Here is a 16,721-nt window from a genome sequence, read left to right as displayed (position 1 = left end):
TCTCCTTACTCGTGGCGCAGGGCCTCGATCGGCCTGAGCTTGGCCGCCCGGTTGGCCGGGTAGCCGCCGAAGAACAGCCCGATCCCCACCGAGACGCCCAGCGCCAGCGCGACCGACGACGGCACGAGGACCGGCTCGATGCCGGCGATGCTGAACCTGGTCCCCGCGAACGCCACCAGCACCCCCGACAGGCCGCCGACCAGGCTCAGCAGCGTGGCCTCCATCAGGAACTGGCCCAGGATGGCGCTCCTGGGCGCGCCCAGCGCCTTGCGGACGCCGATCTCGCGGGTGCGCTCGGTGACCGTCACCAGCATGATGTTGGTGATGCCGATGCCGCCCACGAGCAGCGAGATCGCGGCGACCGCGGCGAGCAGCACGGTGAAGGTGCCGGTGGCCTCGCTGACGGTCTCCTGCAACGTCGCCTGGTTCAGGATGCGGTAGTCGGGATTGGTGGTGTTCGTGATGCCGTGTCGTTGGTTGAGGATAGCGGTGACCTCGGCCTGCGCCGCCGAGGTGGTGCCCGCTCCCGTCGCCTGCACGACGATCTGGTCCAGCGAGCCGAACCCGCTCAGGCTCTGCTGCACGGCGGGCAGCGGCGCCACGGCCACGTCGTCGGCGTCCTGCGCGCCGCTCGACCCGGCCGCCTTGAGCACCCCGACCACCGTGAACGGCACCCCCGACACGCTCACCTGTTCGCCGATCGGGTCGGCGGAGCCGAACAGCTCGTCCGCCACGGTCTGGCCGATCACCATGACCTTCCTGGCGGCCGTCACGTCGTCGTTGTAGAAGTAGGCGCCCTTCGCGACCGGCTTGTTGACGGCCTCGAAGTAGCTCGGGTAGGTGCCGACGAGCTGGGCGATCGGGTGGGCGGCGGCGCCGTACGAGGCAGGGGCCGCCGAGACCGTCACCACCGGCGAGACGCTGCGCACGGACGGGGCAAGCGTCGCGTCCGTCAGCGCCTTGGCGTCGGCCAGGCTGAGCTGCCTGGCCTGCGTACGCGGCCCGGTGTTGCCGCCCCTGCCAGGACCCCGCAGGCCGCCACCGCCGCCCCCTGAGAAGGAGGGCGAGATGGTCAGCGTGTTCGCGCCGAGCCGCTGGATGTTCTGCTGGATGCTGCGTGACGAGCCCTCGCCGACGGCCACCAGCATGATCACGGCGGCCACCCCGATGAGGATGCCGAGCGTGGTGAGCGCGCTGCGCATCTTGTTGGCCAGCAGGCCGCGCAGGGCGAAGCGGAGGATCTCGACCTGGTTCACGGGGCGGCCTCCGGCAGGCGGGGCGGCGGGCCGTCCACCGGAGCCTGACGGCGGTCGTCCACGATCTCGCCGTCCACCAGCCGGATCACCCGCTTGGCGTGCCCGGCCACGTCGTCCTCGTGGGTGATGAGCACGATCGTGCGGCCCGACGCGCTGAGCCGGTCGAGGATCTCCAGGACGTCGCGGGTCGAGGCGGTGTCGAGGTTGCCGGTCGGCTCGTCCGCCAGCAGCAGCGCGGGCGCGGTCACCAGGGCTCTGGCCACGGCGACCCGCTGCTGCTGGCCACCGGAGAGCTGGTTCGGCTGGTGGTGCACCCGGTCGGTCAGGCCGACCTGCTCCAGCGCGGCCAGCGCGCGGGCGCGCCGCTCCGCCGGGCGCACGCCGCCGTAGACGAGGGGCAGCTCGACGTTGGCGAGGGCGCTCATGCGCGGGATCAGGTTGAACGACTGGAAGACGAAGCCGACGCGGCGGTTGCGCAGCAGCGCGAGCCGGTGCTCGTCGAGGCGGCCGGCGTCGGCGCCGTCGATCAGGTACGTGCCCGAGGTGGGGACGTCGAGGCAGCCGAGGATGTTCATCAGCGTGGACTTGCCGGAGCCCGACGCGCCCATGATGGCCACGTAGTCGCCGCGCTCGACGTCCAGGCTGACGCCGCGCAGCGCGCGCACCCTCGCCTCGCCGGCGCCGTACTCCTTGACCAGGTTCCGCACCCGCAGGACCGGGACCGTCCCCGCGGTCCTTCCCTCCGCCGTCACCGCCGGCCCCCGCCCGGGAAGCCGCCGCCGAAGCGCTGCCCGCCGCCGGTCCGCTGGCCGGTGGACGGGGTGGACGGGGTGGACGGCGGCACGATCTCGTCGCCCTCGGACACGCCGGACGTGATCTCGGTGAGCGTGGCGCCCTGGACGCCGACCTCGACCGGGGTCCTGACCTGGCGCCCGTCCCGCAGCACGGTGACCGTGGCCCGGCCGCCGCTCGTGGAGATCGCCGTGGAGGGGACGGTGACCACGTTCTCCGCCCGGCCGGTGATGACCTCGACCGTGGCGGTCTGTCCCAGCCTGATCTGGTCCGGCACTTTTGTGAACGTGATCGTCACCGGGTAGCGCACGACGTTCTCGCTGGTGGCGGCGACCGGCTCGATCTGCGTCACCCTGCCGGTCGCGGTCACGCCGGGCAGCGCGTCGAACGTGATCGTCGCTTGCCGGCCCTTCTTCAGCCGGCCCGCGTCCGACTCGGTGAAGGTGCCGACGAGCTGGAGCTTCGTGGTGTCGGCCAGCTCGATGAAGCCGGTGCTCGCGCCCGTCCCTTGTCCGCCTTGCGGGTTGCCAGTGCCGGTGCCAGTGCCGGTGCTGGTTCCGCCCACCGAGCCGTTCACCGCCGTGATCGTGCCCTTGAACGGGGCCTTGAGGACCGTGGCCGCCACCGTGCGCTGGGCCTCGCGATAGGCGTTGCGGGCCTTGATGAAGGCGGCGTAGAGCTGCGCCGTGCCCGTCCCGTCCGACACGGCGCTGTCGTACGCGGCCTTCGCCGCTGTCAGGCTCTCCTGGGCCGCCGCGCCGTCCAGCCTGGCCAGGATGTCGCCCTTGGCGACCTTGTCCCCTGCCTTGACGTAGATCTTCTCGACGGTGCCGCTCGTACCGAACGACAGCGCGCGCGACAAGGAGCTCTCCACCGCGCCCGACGCCGACACCGACGCGGTCACCGAGCCGCGCCCCGCCGTCACCGTGCGCACCGCCGTCTCGCCCGCCGCCTGATCCGTGCCGAGCTGCGCGTACACGAGGCCGGCACCGCCCAGCAGGAGCACCGTCAGCGCCCCGTTGGTCAACAGCGCCCTGCGCCTGATCGACACCTTCACGAGCGGTGACCCTCGCACACCAGGCTGCGACGCAGCCGCGAGCAAGCTGAACGTTCGCTGGACGGCGGCGGCGCCCATCCGGCGTCCAGGAAACTCTGAGGGTGCGCGCAGGCTGCCGCCAACCTGCTCGGCCAGGATGTCCCCTCATGAGACCGAGATTCGTGCTGGGCGGGCTCGCCCTCGCCGTGCTCGTGGCCGGGTCCGGCCTCGCGCTGGCGCTGGCGCTGCGCGACGATCCCCGGCCGGCCGCCCAGGTACGGCTGGCCGCCGCACAGCGCGGGCAGGTCACGGCCTCGGTCAGCGCGGCGGGCAACACCGTGGACGGCTCCCGCCGCGACCTGGCGTTCGGCTCGCCCGGGACGGTGACGAAGGTGTACGTCGAGGCCGGGGTCAAGGTGCGCAAGGGCCAGGTGCTGGCCAGGATCGACGGGCGGGCGGCGCGGGAGGCGTACGAGGCGGCCAAGGCCGACCTGGCCGCCGCCGAAGAGGCCCTGGACCAAGCCTCCTCAGCCACCACCGCCCCGGCAGCCGCCACCGCCCCGGAAACCACCGCGGCCGCCGAGGCCGCCCCTGAAGCCACCGGCGGTGGGACCGCGGGGACAGGCTGCGTGCCCGCCGCCGGTGCCGTCCTCGGCCCCGAGGCGCCGTTCAGCCCGCATCCGACCCGCACGCACGGCCCTGAGCCGACCGATCTCCCCGAGCCGCAGCCGACCGTCACCGTCACCGCGACGACCACCGCGTCGGCCACCGTGACGGCCACCGCGACGGTGACGGCCACGGTCACCGCGCCCGTCACCGCCGCTCCCCCGCCCGCCGTGCCCACGCCTGACCCGTCCGACGGCGGCCTGCGGGGCCTTCCCGGTGACGACACCCCGGGGGTGGTCGGTGTGGACGACACCCCGGAGCCTTCGCCGACCGCGTCCCCGAAGCCGTCAAGGAAGGCCGCCACCAGCGCGAGGCCGACGGTAGTGAGGCAGCCCAAGACGTCCAGGCCGGGTGAGTGCGCCAGGACCGGGACCCGGCAGGCCAGGACGGGCGGCACCAAGGGCTCGACGGGCAAGGGCGGGCTCAGCGCCGAGCAGGCCGCCGTGAACGTGGACCGCGCCGAGGCCGCCGTCGAGCAGGCCGCGGACGCCGTACGGGCGGCCAGGATCGTCGCCCCCGTGGCGGGCACGGTGCTGTCGGTCGCGGGCGCGAGCGGCGACAAGGCGGGCACCGGCACCTTCATCACGCTGGGCGACCTGGACGAGCTGCAGGTCCGGGCCATGGTCACCGAGTCCGACGTGAACCGGCTGACGGTCGGCCAGCACGCCGCGATCACGCTGGCGACCCGCGCGGGCGAGCGGTACACGGGCACGGTCACGGCCGTCGCGCCGTCCGCCACCGTGTCCGACCGGCTGGTCAGGTATGCGGTGACGCTGGCCTTCGACGAGCCGCCCGCCGGGCTCATGCTCGGGCAGACCGCGTCGGTGACGATCACCACGGGCGAGGCCAGGGACGCCCTTTACGTGCCGGCGTCCGCGGTGCGCAGCCGTTCCGACGGGACGCAGGTCGTCACCGTGCGCGCCGGCGGCAGGGACTCGGCCAAGGTCGTCCGCACGGGGGTGCGCGGCGACCAGTACGTGCAGGTCACCTCGGGGCTGAGCGAACGGGACCAGGTGGTCATGCCGGGCGGCACGTCGGGCGAGTTCCCCGACGCGAGCTGGCCCGGCACTTGAGCCGGCCGGGCCGGGCGCCCGCCACCCGCGCGCCCGGCCCGGTCACCGGCCGGGCCCCGGCGAAACCTGCCACGCCGGGGCCCGGCCGACCCCCCACCCGATTGAGCGAACTCGCAGGCGGCCTTCAGCAACTCTTCAGGTCAGGCCGGTGGCGCGGCTTGGGCGGCGGCGGAGCGATCCTGTGCCGCCGGGACGGTGAGGCGGTGGGAGGTCTTCGCGGGGGCGCCTCTGCGGGAGATGTAGTCGAGGGTGCGGAAGTCCACCGACAACTCGTCCCTGGTCAGCCGCCCCATCAGGTAGCCGCGCCGCTGGTCGATGTAGGAGAAGTGCGGGTTCTCCTGCAACGCCTCGGAGATCCACGTACGGTCGCGGTACCCGTCGCCGTCGCTGGCGATCGACGACGCCACCAGTTCCCTGGCCACCACCGGCGAGTCGGGGTCGTCGAAGTCGGTCTTGAGCTCGGCCAGGTGGTGCATGTGGGCGTCGCCGGTCAGCACCACGGGGTTGGCGGTACGGCCCAGGGCGGTCAGCAGGCGGGTGCGCTCGGCGGCGTAGCCGTCCCAGGAGTCGAGGTTGACCTCGCGCCCCGGCCCGGTCCTGAAGTCGCGCTGCGCCACCATGATCTGCTGCCCGAGCAGGTTCCAGCGGGCGGTGGAGGCGTCCAGGCCGCGCTCCAGCCAGCGCCACTGGCCGGCGCCGAGCAGCGTACGCCGGTCGTCGAGCCGGTCGTCGCACCCGGCCCGCACGCCGTCGAGGCACGCCTGGTCGTCGCGGAACTGCCGGGTGTCGAGCAGGTGGAAGCGGGCCAGCGTGCCCCAGGAGACCCGCCGGTTCACCCGCAGCACCGCGCCCTGGAGGCTGGCGCGGCGCAGCGGCATGTTCTCGTAGTACGCGCGGAACGCCTGCGCCCGCCGCTGCTCGAAGCCGGGCGCGCCGGTGCTGGAGACGTGGCCGGCCCAGTTGTTCTCCACCTCGTGGTCGTCGAACGCCACCAGCCACGGCGCCACCGCGTGGGCCGCCTGGAGGTCGGGGTCGCTCTTGTACTGGGCGTGACGCAGCCGGTAGTCGGCCAGGGTGCGGCACTTGCCGGGCGTGTGGGTGCGGACGCGGCCGGCGAGGGCGGTGTAGCCGCTGGGGCCGTACTCGTACATGTAGTCGCCGAGGAACACCACCAGCTGCGGCTCCTGCTCGGCGAGGCGGCGGTAGGCGGTGTAGAAGCCGTGCTCGTAGTGGGCGCACGCGGCGACGGCGAAGTGCAGCGGCGTCTCCCCCACCGGCGTCGTACGGGTGCGCCCGGCCGGCGACAGCCTGCCCTCGCTCTTGAAGCGGTAGAAGTATTCGCGCCCCGGCTCCAGCCCCTTCAGCTCGACGTGCACGCTGTGCGCGTCGCGGGCGCGGGCGGTGGCGGTGCCGGACCTGACGATCCCGCGGAACCGTTCGTCGGCGGCGACCTGCCAGGCCACCTCGACGTCGCGGGACGGCATGCCGCCGCGCCCGTCGCCGCCGAGGGGGTCGGCGGCCAGTCGGGTCCACAGCACGAAGCCGTCGGTGGAGGGGTCTCCCGAGGCGACGCCGAGGGTGAAGGGGTCGGTCTTGAGCGTTCTGGAGGTCGCGGCCGCCGGGAGGGCGGGCGAGGAGACGAGGAGGCCGGCTGTCGCCGCTGTCAGGAAGGCTCTGCGGTCCACGCTCCCAGGTATCGCCTCCCGGTCTGACTCCGCCGTGACAGCGGAGTCAAGCCAGGATGAACAGCACCGGTCGGTACGCGGCCACCGCGTACGCGAGGTGAAGCCCTCGTGAACGGCGGCCGCCGCACCTCAGCCGGCCAGGGACGCGCGCAGGGCGGCGGCGTCGGTGAAGTGCACCGCGCGCAGCCCGGCCCGCAGGGCGCCCTCGACGTTCTCCTCCCGGTCGTCGACGAAGACGATGTCGGACGGATCGGCGTCGAGCCCGCGCGCCAGCGCGTCGTAGATCTCCTTGTCGGGTTTGACCAGGCCCATCCGCCCGCTGTAGTAGCGGTGGCCGATCGCCGCGATCCAGGGCAGCTGGTCGAGGCCGTCGCCGACGCAGACGGGCGCGTTCGACAGCAGCGCCACGTCACGGCCGGCGTCGAGCAGCTCGCCGAGCAGCGCGACCGTGCCTCTGTCGGGGTTGGCCCAGCTCGAGACGTCCATGGCGACCAGCCGCGCGACCTCGGCGGGCGCGGCGGCCCGGCCCAGCACGGCGCTCCAGTACGCGTGCGGGCTCAGGTCGGCCCGGTCGAAGGCGAGGCGATGCTCCCAGTAGCCGCGCCTGAACGCTCCGGGCTCGGCGCCCACCGCCCGCGCCATCGCGTCGGCGTCGTCCGCCGACTGGGGCAGGGAGAGCACGCCGCCGTAGTCGAACACGATCCATGTCATGCGAGGAATGGTCGCAGATGCGGGCCGAGCGCCGGGCAGCCCAGGTATTTCTCGGCGGTGTGGAAGTCGATCCAGTCGAGGTTGACCAGCTCTTCCGCGTCGACGCCGGTGAAGCAGCCGGCGAGGGCGGGCGGGATGGCGGCGATGTCGTCCTTGTCGGAGATGTTCACCCAGCGCCGCACGCCGGGCGGGCGCTCGCCGCGCCCGTTGACGGGGGCGGGCAGGAGGTGCTCGAAGACGACGTTGCGCATGCCGAGAGGGCTGCCGAGGGTGACGAGCAGGTCCGCCTCGAGGTCGGGGCAGGCCCACAGCGCCTCGTACGTCACCACGCTGCCCAGCGAGTGCGCGATGACGATCCGGGGGCGGTTGCGCCTGATGACGTCGGCCACGGCCTGCCGGCACTTCTCGCGGCGGCCCTTGTCGGTGAGGTAGGCGGCCACCTCGGGCGCGAACAGCTTGGCGAACGCCGCCGACCGCTCGTCCAGCCTGTCCAGCAGCCAGCCGGTGACCGACTTGAGCGCGCCCGTGACGTGCTCGCCGAGCCCGAGGTTCCTGGCCCAGCCGGCGAGGACCTCCTGCGCCTGGAGCTCCATGGCGGCCTTGGGGGCCTCGCCGAGGTCGGCGCCGTCGTTCAGGAGGTGGGAGAAGTAGGCGATCTCCGAGAAGTACGGCCGCGTCTCGCCGCCGAGCGCCGCGTGCAGGTAGCGGTCCCACTTGCGGCGCATGGCCGTCTCGGCGCCGGGCACCGACCGTCCGGCTCTGAGGTAGTAGTCGTACTTGCCGATCCCGTGCACGCCGACGATGCCGGACACCGCGCCCTCCCCAACCCCGTGCTTCTTCCGCGCGATAGTGGCATACGTGGCCGTCCGGCGGAGTGTCAACGAGCACTCGCGGCGGGAAAATGTGATTGCGGGCGGTATATGCCGTCCATATACGGTGACATGTCGTAAGAAAGAGCGCATCGCGAACAGGAGCTCCCCACCATGCCCGGCCCGCTGGTCGTCAACGACGCCGTCGTCATCCCCGACGCCGAGCTCGTGTGGCGCTTCTCGCGTTCCTCGGGCCCCGGTGGCCAGGGCGTCAACACCACCGACAGCCGGGTGGAGCTGACCTTCGACCTGTCCGCGACCACGGCGCTGCCGCCCGCGCTCAAGGCGCGCGCCCTCGACCGGCTCGGCACCGGCACGATCACCATCGCCGCCTCGGAGTACCGCTCCCAGCTGCGCAACCGCGAGGCCGCCGCGCACCGGCTCGCGCAGCGGCTGCGCGAGGCCATCGCGCCGCCGCCCAAGCGCCGGCGGCCGACCAAGCCGAGCCGCGGCTCGGTGGAACGGCGCATCGCCGCCAAGAAGCACCGCTCCGGCCTCAAGCGCCTGCGCCGCGAACCCTGACGCCCCCGCGTCCAGTGAGCTTCCGGGGACCTTCCAGGCTTCCCGCCCGTCTCCCCACCGCCCGCCCCTTCATCGGCGGGCGCGCTCCCGAGGTCAGGTGCCGATGAGGCGGGGCAGGGTGGTGATGGTGGCCGAGAGGTAGCCGGCCACGGCCTGCGGGATGAGGTTGCGCGCGAACAGCTCCGAACGGTGCAGCCGGACGTGCTCCACCTCGTACAGACCGCGCGCCGGGTCATCGAACTCCGGCCCGTGGCGTAGCTTGGAGTCCATGCTCAGCAGGCGGCAGCCGTACACGTGCTGGGTCTTGACCTCGCCCTGCCAGGGGTAGGACACGGTGACCAGGTGACGCACCGCGAAGACCGTCGCGCCCAGCTCCTCCAGGAGCTCCCGGTGCAGGGTGTCCTCCAGTGTGTCGTCCTCGGGCTCGACGTGCCCGCCCGGCACCGTCCAGTAGCGCGCGCGTCCCGGCACCGTACGCCGGAACAGGACGAGCCGATCGTCGTGGTCGAGCAGGACACCGCGGACACTTGGTCGCATACATCCACCCTATTTGACCGGTATGTCCTTCCGGTAGCCTAACCTACGGTACCGTAACCTGAAGGAGAAGATCTTTTATGGCGATGTCTCAGACGGAGCTGCTGCACGAGCTCGAGCCGGTGGTGGCCGGCGAACTCGACCGCCACGAGAAGATGGCCAAAGAGTGGTTCCCGCACGAGTACATCCCGTGGAGCGAAGGCCGCGACTTCGACGGCATCTACGGGGGCGAGGCATGGCAGGAGGGCGACTCCAAGATCCCCGAGGCCGCCAGGGTGTCGCTCATCGTCAACCTCCTGACCGAGGACAACCTGCCCAGCTATCACCACGAGATCGCCACGACGTTCGGCCGCGACGGCGCCTGGGGCACCTGGGTGCACCGGTGGACCGCCGAGGAGGACCGTCACGGCACCGCCATCCGCGACTACCTCACCGTCACCCGCGCCGTGGACCCGGTGGCGCTGGAGCGCGCCCGCATGCGGCACATGGAGCAGGGCTTCGTCACCGAGTACAGCACGATGCTCCAGCAGCTCGCGTACGTCTCCTTCCAGGAGCTGGCCACCCGCATCGCCCACCGCAACACCGGCAGGGCCTCCGGCGACGAGGGCTGCGAGCGGCTGCTGGCGAGGATCGCCGCCGACGAGAACCTGCACATGCTCTTCTACCGCAACCTCCTGAAGGCGGCCTTCGAGCTCGACCCCAACCAGACCATGCGCGCGGTGACCGACGTCGTGACCACCTTCCAGATGCCCGGCCAGGGCATGGAGGGCTTCGCCCGCAAGTCGCTGATCATCGCCCACGAGGGCATCTACGACCTGCGCCTGCACCTGGACGACGTGCTCATGCCGGTGCTGCGGCAGTGGTCGGTGTTCGACAAGACGGGGCTGGACGCCGAGGGTGAGAAGGCGCGCGAGGAGCTGTCCGCGTTCCTGGCCAGGACGGACGCCACGGCCGCCCGCTTCGTCGAGCGCCGCGAGGCCCGCCGCGCCCGCGAGGCCGCCCAGAAGTAACCCGCAGGGGCGCAGAAGCGTACAGAACATCATGAAGAGGGGCATGGCACCGCAGTAGCGGCGGCATGGGAGGATCCTGGCCCATGGACTTTCCCACCACGGTCGCCGTCGGGATCGCCACGCTACTGACGATCATGCTCCTCGCGGTCGTGACGCAGCGGCTGCTGGATGTCCGCTTCGGCGCGCTGCGCACATTCCTGGCCGCGCTGGTCGCGTTCGCGCTCGCCCAGCCGGTGCTGGAGCCGATCATGGCCATGGTCGGCCCCATGGACGGCACTCAGCCGCCCGACGCGGCCGCCCTGGGAGTACTCCTGCTCGTCCTCATGGCCATGGTGCTGATCCCCATGGCCATGCTCGTGCTGGCCGAGGCGCTGGTGCCGCCCGGCTCGGTGCCGGGGCCGCTGGAGCTGGCGCGGTCCGTACGCGGCCGGTTGTCCAGGACCAGGCGTTATTCGCAGATCACCAGGATCGCCGTCCGGCACGGACTCGGCCCCTACCTGCGCGGCAGGGGCGAACGGCTGGACGACCGCTCGGGCAAGCTCCGCCTGGCCGCGTCGCTGCGGGCCGCGCTGGACGACGGCGGGGTGACGTTCGTCAAGCTCGGGCAGGTGCTGTCCACCCGGCGCGACCTGCTGCCCGCCGAGTTCGTCGAGGAGCTCGGACGGCTGCAGGACCAGGTCGCCCCCGCCCCGTGGGAGCAGGTCGAGCCGGTGCTGCGCGCGGAGCTGGGCGGGCCGGTGGAGGAGGTGTTCGCCGCGTTCGACCGTACGCCGCTCGCCGCCGCCTCCATCGGCCAGGTGCACGCCGCCCGGCTGCACTCGGGCCGCGAGGTCGTGGTCAAGGTACGCCGGCCGGGCATCGAGGCGGTCCTCGGCCAGGACCTGGAGATCGTCCGGCGGCTGGCCGCCACGCTGGAGGGCAGGACTCGCTGGGGCCGCTCGCTCGGCCTGCGCGACCTGGCCGAGGGCTTCGCCACGGCGATCAGGGAGGAACTGGACTTCGGCGTCGAGGCCGCCAACATGGCCGCCGTCTCGGCCGCCCGCGCCTCAGGAGGCTCCGGGGAGGACCACGGCGGCGGAGCGAGCGTCGCGTATCCCGCGCCGATCAGCGCCATGTGCTCGGAGCGGGTGCTGGTCATGGAGCGGCTGTCGGGACGCCCGGTCACCGCCGCCGACCCCGCCGAGGGCCCGCGCCTGGCCCGCGACCTGCTCGACTGCCTGCTCAGGCAGATCCTCATCGAGGGCGTCTTCCACGCCGACCCGCACCCGGGCAACCTCATGCTGCTGGAGGACGGCACGCTGGGCCTGCTCGACTTCGGCTCGGTGGGCCGGCTCGACGGCTCCGTACGCGCGGCGCTGCAGCGCTTCCTGCTCGCCATGAACCGCCAGGACCCGCTGGGCGTCACGGACGCGCTCCTGGAGGTGGTGCCGCGCCCCGAGGAGATCGACGAGCCGGCGCTGGAGCGGGCCCTGGGCCAGTTCATGGCCAGGCACCTGGGCCCCGGCCTGGACAGCGCGCAGCTGTTCACCGACCTGTTCAAGATCGTCTCGGAGTACGGCCTGTCGATCCCGCCCGAGGTGGCCGCCGTCTTCCGCGCGCTGGCCACGCTGGAGGGCACGCTGGTGCGCCTGTCGCCCGGCTTCAACCTGATCGGCGAGGCCCGCGCGTTCGCGGGACGCTACCTGTCGGAGCAGGTCACGCCGGAGACGATCCGCGAGTCGCTGACCCAGGAGCTGACCGCCCTGGTGCCGATGCTGCGCCGCCTGCCGCGCCGGATCGAGCGCATCGCCAGCGCCGCCGAGCACGGCCGCTTCAGCATGAACGTGCGGCTGCTCGCCGACGACCGTGACCGCCGCTACGTGACGGGCCTGCTGCACCAGGTGCTGCTGACGGTGCTGGGCTCGACGGCGGGGGTGATGGCGGTCATCCTGCTGACCACGGACGGCGGGCCCGCGCTGGTGGGCTCGACGACGCTGCTGCAGCTCATCGGCTACAACCTGCTGATGGTCGCGGCGATCCTGGGCTTGCGGGTGCTGGCGCTGATCTTCCGCCGCCCCCGCGCCTCCGACGACCGGTAGTCGGGACATCCCCGCACAAGCTCGCCGAGTTCGGGGAGAACTGTGCGCCTCTTGACTTCGGCATGGTCTTGGACATCCGCGGCATCGGGCAGGTTCCCGGTAACACCGGAACCCCTTGGGAGCAGTGGGTGAAAATCATCGGGATCGCCGCCAGTCTCCACGCGGGGTCATTCATCACCAGATTGCTGGACGCGGCAGGCGGCGAATTGCCGGAGAACGTGTGTTTCGAGGTGTGGCAGGGGTTGGGCGACATCCCGCCGTACCAGCCGGGGACCGTCCCGGGGCCGGCGCGGGAGCTGGTCTCGATGGTCGCGGGGAGCGACGCGATCCTGCTGACGGCTCCCGAGCACAGCCTGCTGCCGATGGAGCTGACCCACGCACTGGACTGGATGTCCGCGCGGGACGGGCTGTCGGGCAAGCACGTCGGGGTGATGAGCGCGAGCGCGCGGGCCTGCGGGGCCATGTGGGCGCAGGCGGAGCTGTACAAGCAGTTGCTCGGGGCGGGCGCCGTGGTGATGGGGGCCGAGCTGGTGATCTCGCCGGCCTGCCCGCACTTCGACGAGGACGGCCACCTGACCTCGGCCGACCTGCGCGACCAGGTGCGGCGAGTGATCCGCCAGCTGTGCCCCGCCGAGGTCATGGAGCCGGTGCTGTCGGCCCTGTAACGGCCCCTGTGACGACCCCTGTGACGACCCCTGTGACGACCCTGTGAAAGCGCTGTGACGGCACCTCCGACGGCCCCTCCTACAGCCCCTCTGACTGCCGGCCCCTCTGACGGCGCTGTGATGCGGTCAGTGCTCGCGCCGCTGCAGGCGCTCCAGCTTGATGCTCAGGTCGAGGACCTCGGAGCGCAGGAAGTCGAACTCGCGCTGGATCTCCGACCGGACGACGGCGAACTCGACGGCGATCTCCGCCCGCACGTCCGCCCCGGGCTCGGCGCCCTCAGCGGTTTCGGCCGTCTCGGGGGTCTCGGCGGCAGGCCGGGAGGCGACCTCCCTGCGCACGCCCGCGATCTCCGTGCCGACCGCGGCGAACTCCTCGCCGATCTCGCCACGGGCACGGGCCAGCTCGGCCCGCAGCGTGGTGATCTCGGCCTGCAGCCGCTCCGAGAGGTTGAGGACCTCCCGCATGAGACCGATCTGCTGTTCGGGCCCGGCCTGCTCCAGGGCCGTCTCGAGATCCTCGACCCGGAGTTTCAGGTCGAGGACCTCCGCGCGTACGTCCACCTGCCTCCGCCCCCTCACGCTCTGCGCTCTTGCTTGCTGCCATCGTCGCAGCCGCGGGACGGGGGCGCGGAGCGGAGGAAAAGCGCGGGTGTGCTTCTTTCCTCTCGCGCCCCTCGAACCCCTCTCGACGGCGGGAACGACGGCGGGAAGCGGGTGCAGGTTTTTCCTCCTGAGCCCGTCCCGCGGGCCTCAGATGAGCTCGATGAGGTCGGCGACCGAGTCGACGATCAGGGAGGGACGGTAGGGGAAGCGGTCGATCTCGTGCCGCTGGGTGACGCCGGTGAGCACGAGGATGGTGAACAGCCCGGCCTCCATGCCCGAGACGATGTCGGTGTCCATGCGGTCGCCGATCATGGCCGTGGTCTCGCTGTGGGCCTCGATCTCGTTGAGCGCGCTGCGCATCATGCGCGGGTTGGGCTTGCCCACGAAGTACGGCTCCACGCCCGTGGCCTTGGTGATCATGGCGGCGACGGCGCCGCAGGCCGGCAGCGAGCCCTCGGTGGAGGGGCCGATGGGATCGGGGTTGGTGGCGATGAAGCGCGCGCCGCCCTCGATGAGCCGGATGGCGCGGGTGATCTGAGTGAAGCTGTAGGTGCGGGTCTCGCCGAGCACCACGTAGTCGGGGTCGAGGTCGGTCAGCACGTAGCCGACCTCGTGCAGCGCCGTGGTCAGCCCGGCCTCGCCGATCACGTACGCCGACCCGCCGGCCCGCTGGTCGTCGAGGAACTGGGCGGTGGCCAGGGCGGAGGTCCAGATGGACTCGGCGGGCACGTCGAGCCCGGCGCCCGCGAGGCGTACGGACAGGTCGCGCTGGGTGTAGATCGAGTTGTTGGTCAGGACCCGGAACTTCCGGCCCGACTCGCTGAGTCTTTTGATGAATTCGTCCGCACCTGGGACCGGCCGCCCTTCGTGTACGAGAACGCCGTCCATGTCGGACAACCAGGAGTCGATCCGCTTACGCTGAGTCACGCGTTCATCGTACCGAGCGCGCCTTATCGACTTCCCGCCCGGCAGGTGAACAATGTTGCTCATGTCGTTCACTGAAACCGCCCAGGACATGCGGGACGAGATCGTCCAGCTCAGGCACTCCCTGCACACCACCCCCGAGATCGGCCTGCACCTGCCGCGCACCCAGGAGAAGGTGCTCGCGGCCCTGGAGGGGCTGCCGCTGGAGATCACGACCGGCTCCGCGCTCAGCTCGGTGACGGCGGTGCTGCGAGGTGGCAGGCCCGGTGGACAGCAGGGACCCGCGGTGCTCCTGCGTGGCGACATGGACGCGCTGCCGGTGGCCGAGAAGAACGACCTGCCGTACGTCTCCCAGGTGCCGGGCCAGATGCACGCCTGCGGCCACGACCTGCACACGGCGATGCTGGTGGGGGCGGCGCACCTGCTGAGCGGGCGGCGCGACGAGCTGGCCGGTGACGTGATCTTCATGTTCCAGCCGGGCGAGGAGGGCCACGACGGCGCCAAGCGCATGATCGAGGAGGGCGTGCTGGAGGCGGCGGGCGCCCGGCCGGTGGCGGCGTACGGGATGCACGTGGTGTCGTCGGTCCTGCCGCAGGGGCTGTTCGCGTCGCGGCCCGGGCCGCTGATGGCGGCGGCCGACACGTTCAAGGTGACGGTGAAGGGGCGCGGCGGGCACGGCTCGACGCCGCACCTGTCGCTCGACCCGATCCAGGCGGCCTGCGAGATGGTGACGTCGCTGCAGACCATGGTGACCAGGACGTTCAACGTCTTCGACCCGGTCGTGGTGACGGTGGGCAGGTTCCAGGCCGGCTCGGCCGACAACGTGATCCCCGACGAGGCGCACTTCGAGGCGACGCTGCGGACCTTCAGCAAGGAGAACAGGGCGCTGGCCAAGCGGCGGCTGGTGGAGGTCGTGGAGGGCATCGCGGCGGCGTACGGGCTGGGCGTGGAGCCGTCGTTCGCGATGGGCTACCCGGTGACGGTGAACGACAGGACCGAGGCGGAGTTCGCCGGCGCGACGGCCGACGAGCTGTTCGGGCCCGGCCGCTACGCCGTCTCGCCCAACCCGATCATGGGCTCGGAGGACTTCTCGTACGTGCTGGAGAACGTGCCGGGCGCGTTCGTGTTCCTGGGCGCCTGCCCGCCGGACCGCGACCCGGTGACCGCCCCCTACAACCACTCCCCCGACGCGCTCTTCGACGACGCGGTGCTGCCGGACGGCGCCGCGCTGTACGCCTCGCTGGCGGCCTCCAGGCTGGCGCAGGAGGCGGCGAACGGAGATAAGGGGTGACCACATGCGTGCCTGGGTGGTGGAGCGGCCTGGACCGATCACGTCGGGGCCGCTGCGGCTGATCGAGCGGGAGGCGCCCGTGCCGGGGCCCGGCGAGGTCCTGGTGAAGGTGGAGGCGTGCGCGGTGTGCCGTACGGACCTGCACCTCGCGGAGGGCGACCTGGAGCCGCGCCGGCCGCGCACCACGCCCGGGCACCAGGTGGTCGGCAGGATCGAAGGGACCGGCAGGCGGGTGGGCGTGGCGTGGCTGCGCTCGACCTGCGGCCGGTGCCGGTACTGCCGCAGGGGCATGGAGAACCTGTGTCCCGCCTCGACGTACACGGGGTGGGACGCCGACGGCGGCTACGCCGAGTACCTCGTCGCCCGCGAGGACTACGTCTATCCGCTGCCCGGCGACCGCCCGGCCGAGTGGCTGGCGCCGCTGCTGTGCGCGGGCATCATCGGCTACCGGGCGCTGGCCAGGTGCGACCTGCCGCAGGAGGGGCGGCTCGGCATCTACGGCTTCGGCTCGTCGGCGCATCTGACCGCGCAGGCGGCGATCGCGCGCGGGGCCACGTTGCACGTGGTCACGCGGTCGGAACAAGCACGTAGGCTGGCGCTTGAGCTGGGCGCGGCCTCCGCGGACGCGCACCGGCCGCCCGAGCCGCTGGACGCGGCGATCCTGTTCGCGCCCGTCGGCACGCTGGTGCCGCCCGCGCTTGAGGCGCTCGACCGGGGCGGGACGCTCGCCGTGGCGGGCATCCACCTCACCGACGTCCCGGCGCTCGACTACGACCGGCACCTGTTCCAGGAACGCACGCTGCGCAGCGTGACGGCCAACACCAGGGCCGACGGGCACGCCTACCTCGAGCTGGCCCTGTCGCATCCGCCCAGGGTGTCGGCGGTGGCCTATCCGTTCGAGGAGGCGGACAGGGCGCTGTCCGACCTGGCCGCCGACCGGGTCAACGGGGCGGCCGTCTTGGTGTTGACCTGAGGTTTTACTTGATGGCGCTTAGCGTCACTTCCT

The 16,721-nt window shown here is 72.2% G+C and carries 16 protein-coding genes; 7 read left to right on the top strand and 9 right to left on the bottom strand.

Annotation, left to right across the window (positions count from 1 at the left end):
* Positions 1-5: 5 nt before the first annotated feature.
* The 3 genes from AB0K28_RS08095 to AB0K28_RS08085 are packed head-to-tail and all read right to left on the bottom strand — an operon-like array spanning position 6 to position 3,105.
* The gene (locus tag AB0K28_RS08095) at positions 6-1,256 is read right to left on the bottom strand and encodes an ABC transporter permease (RefSeq protein ID WP_364366549.1); all 1,251 of its coding nucleotides are present in this window, start codon (positions 1,254-1,256) and stop codon (positions 6-8) included.
* Positions 1,253-2,008: an ABC transporter ATP-binding protein gene (locus tag AB0K28_RS08090; RefSeq protein ID WP_364366546.1), complete on the bottom strand. Its 756-nt coding sequence runs from the start codon at positions 2,006-2,008 to the stop codon at positions 1,253-1,255. Before AB0K28_RS08090 ends, AB0K28_RS08095 begins: the two co-directional genes overlap by 4 nt.
* Positions 2,005-3,105: a biotin/lipoyl-binding protein gene (locus AB0K28_RS08085; RefSeq protein ID WP_364366543.1), complete on the bottom strand. Its 1,101-nt coding sequence runs from the start codon at positions 3,103-3,105 to the stop codon at positions 2,005-2,007. Before AB0K28_RS08085 ends, AB0K28_RS08090 begins: the two co-directional genes overlap by 4 nt.
* Positions 3,106-3,251: 146 nt before the next feature.
* Between AB0K28_RS08085 and AB0K28_RS08080 the strand changes: the two genes are divergently transcribed.
* Complete coding sequence (locus tag AB0K28_RS08080; protein WP_364366540.1) at positions 3,252-4,823, top strand: efflux RND transporter periplasmic adaptor subunit; 1,572 nt, start codon at positions 3,252-3,254, stop codon at positions 4,821-4,823.
* Between the two features lie 140 nt (positions 4,824-4,963).
* On the opposite strand, the gene AB0K28_RS08075 is transcribed toward AB0K28_RS08080, so the two are convergent.
* From AB0K28_RS08075 to AB0K28_RS08065, 3 genes are all read right to left on the bottom strand, one after another.
* Positions 4,964-6,508 carry an alkaline phosphatase D family protein gene (locus AB0K28_RS08075; protein WP_345401999.1) on the bottom strand — a complete coding sequence of 515 codons (1,545 nt, stop codon included), beginning with the start codon at positions 6,506-6,508 and terminating at the stop codon, positions 4,964-4,966.
* Between the two features lie 129 nt (positions 6,509-6,637).
* Entirely contained in the window at positions 6,638-7,219 is a 582-nt protein-coding gene (locus AB0K28_RS08070) for an HAD family phosphatase (protein WP_364366537.1), read from the bottom strand.
* Positions 7,216-8,031 carry a hypothetical protein gene (locus tag AB0K28_RS08065; RefSeq protein WP_364366534.1) on the bottom strand — a complete coding sequence of 272 codons (816 nt, stop codon included), beginning with the start codon at positions 8,029-8,031 and terminating at the stop codon, positions 7,216-7,218. The genes AB0K28_RS08070 and AB0K28_RS08065 overlap by 4 nt, the downstream gene beginning before the upstream one ends.
* Before the next feature lie 171 nt (positions 8,032-8,202).
* Between AB0K28_RS08065 and arfB the strand changes: the two genes are divergently transcribed.
* The gene (gene arfB / locus AB0K28_RS08060; protein WP_364366531.1) at positions 8,203-8,610 is read left to right on the top strand and encodes an alternative ribosome rescue aminoacyl-tRNA hydrolase ArfB; all 408 of its coding nucleotides are present in this window, start codon (positions 8,203-8,205) and stop codon (positions 8,608-8,610) included.
* A 93-nt stretch (positions 8,611-8,703) separates the two neighbouring features.
* On the opposite strand, the gene AB0K28_RS08055 is transcribed toward arfB, so the two are convergent.
* Positions 8,704-9,147, bottom strand: a complete 444-nt coding sequence (locus tag AB0K28_RS08055) for an NUDIX hydrolase (protein WP_345401990.1) — start codon at positions 9,145-9,147, stop codon at positions 8,704-8,706.
* Positions 9,148-9,224: 77 nt separating this feature from the next.
* Between AB0K28_RS08055 and AB0K28_RS08050 the strand changes: the two genes are divergently transcribed.
* From AB0K28_RS08050 to AB0K28_RS08040, 3 genes are all read left to right on the top strand, one after another.
* Positions 9,225-10,154 carry an acyl-ACP desaturase gene (locus AB0K28_RS08050; protein WP_364366528.1) on the top strand — a complete coding sequence of 310 codons (930 nt, stop codon included), beginning with the start codon at positions 9,225-9,227 and terminating at the stop codon, positions 10,152-10,154.
* A gap of 83 nt (positions 10,155-10,237) precedes the next feature.
* Positions 10,238-12,232 (top strand): AarF/UbiB family protein, encoded by a 1,995-nt coding sequence (locus AB0K28_RS08045; RefSeq protein WP_364366525.1) that lies wholly within the window; start codon positions 10,238-10,240, stop codon positions 12,230-12,232.
* Positions 12,233-12,360: 128 nt separating this feature from the next.
* Positions 12,361-12,897, top strand: coding sequence for an NADPH-dependent FMN reductase (locus AB0K28_RS08040; protein WP_364366522.1), 537 nt, complete (start codon positions 12,361-12,363; stop codon positions 12,895-12,897).
* A gap of 126 nt (positions 12,898-13,023) precedes the next feature.
* On the opposite strand, the gene AB0K28_RS08035 is transcribed toward AB0K28_RS08040, so the two are convergent.
* Together AB0K28_RS08035 and AB0K28_RS08030 are read right to left on the bottom strand one after the other, a co-directional pair.
* Positions 13,024-13,458: a hypothetical protein gene (locus AB0K28_RS08035; protein ID WP_364366519.1), complete on the bottom strand. Its 435-nt coding sequence runs from the start codon at positions 13,456-13,458 to the stop codon at positions 13,024-13,026.
* A gap of 189 nt (positions 13,459-13,647) precedes the next feature.
* Positions 13,648-14,388, bottom strand: coding sequence for an HAD-IIA family hydrolase (locus tag AB0K28_RS08030; RefSeq protein ID WP_345409727.1), 741 nt, complete (start codon positions 14,386-14,388; stop codon positions 13,648-13,650).
* Positions 14,389-14,488: 100 nt separating this feature from the next.
* Between AB0K28_RS08030 and AB0K28_RS08025 the strand changes: the two genes are divergently transcribed.
* Positions 14,489-15,715, top strand: a complete 1,227-nt coding sequence (locus tag AB0K28_RS08025; protein WP_364366516.1) for a M20 family metallopeptidase — start codon at positions 14,489-14,491, stop codon at positions 15,713-15,715.
* Between the two features lie 4 nt (positions 15,716-15,719).
* Positions 15,720-16,688, top strand: a complete 969-nt coding sequence (locus tag AB0K28_RS08020) for a zinc-dependent alcohol dehydrogenase family protein (protein ID WP_345409726.1) — start codon at positions 15,720-15,722, stop codon at positions 16,686-16,688.
* Positions 16,689-16,721: the final 33 nt, after the last annotated feature.

It is taken from the genome of Nonomuraea sp. NPDC049504, from assembly GCF_040676845.1.
Taxonomy (GTDB): Bacteria; Actinomycetota; Actinomycetes; order Streptosporangiales; family Streptosporangiaceae; genus Nonomuraea; species Nonomuraea salmonea.
This window is presented reverse-complemented; position numbering and strand designations above follow the sequence as displayed.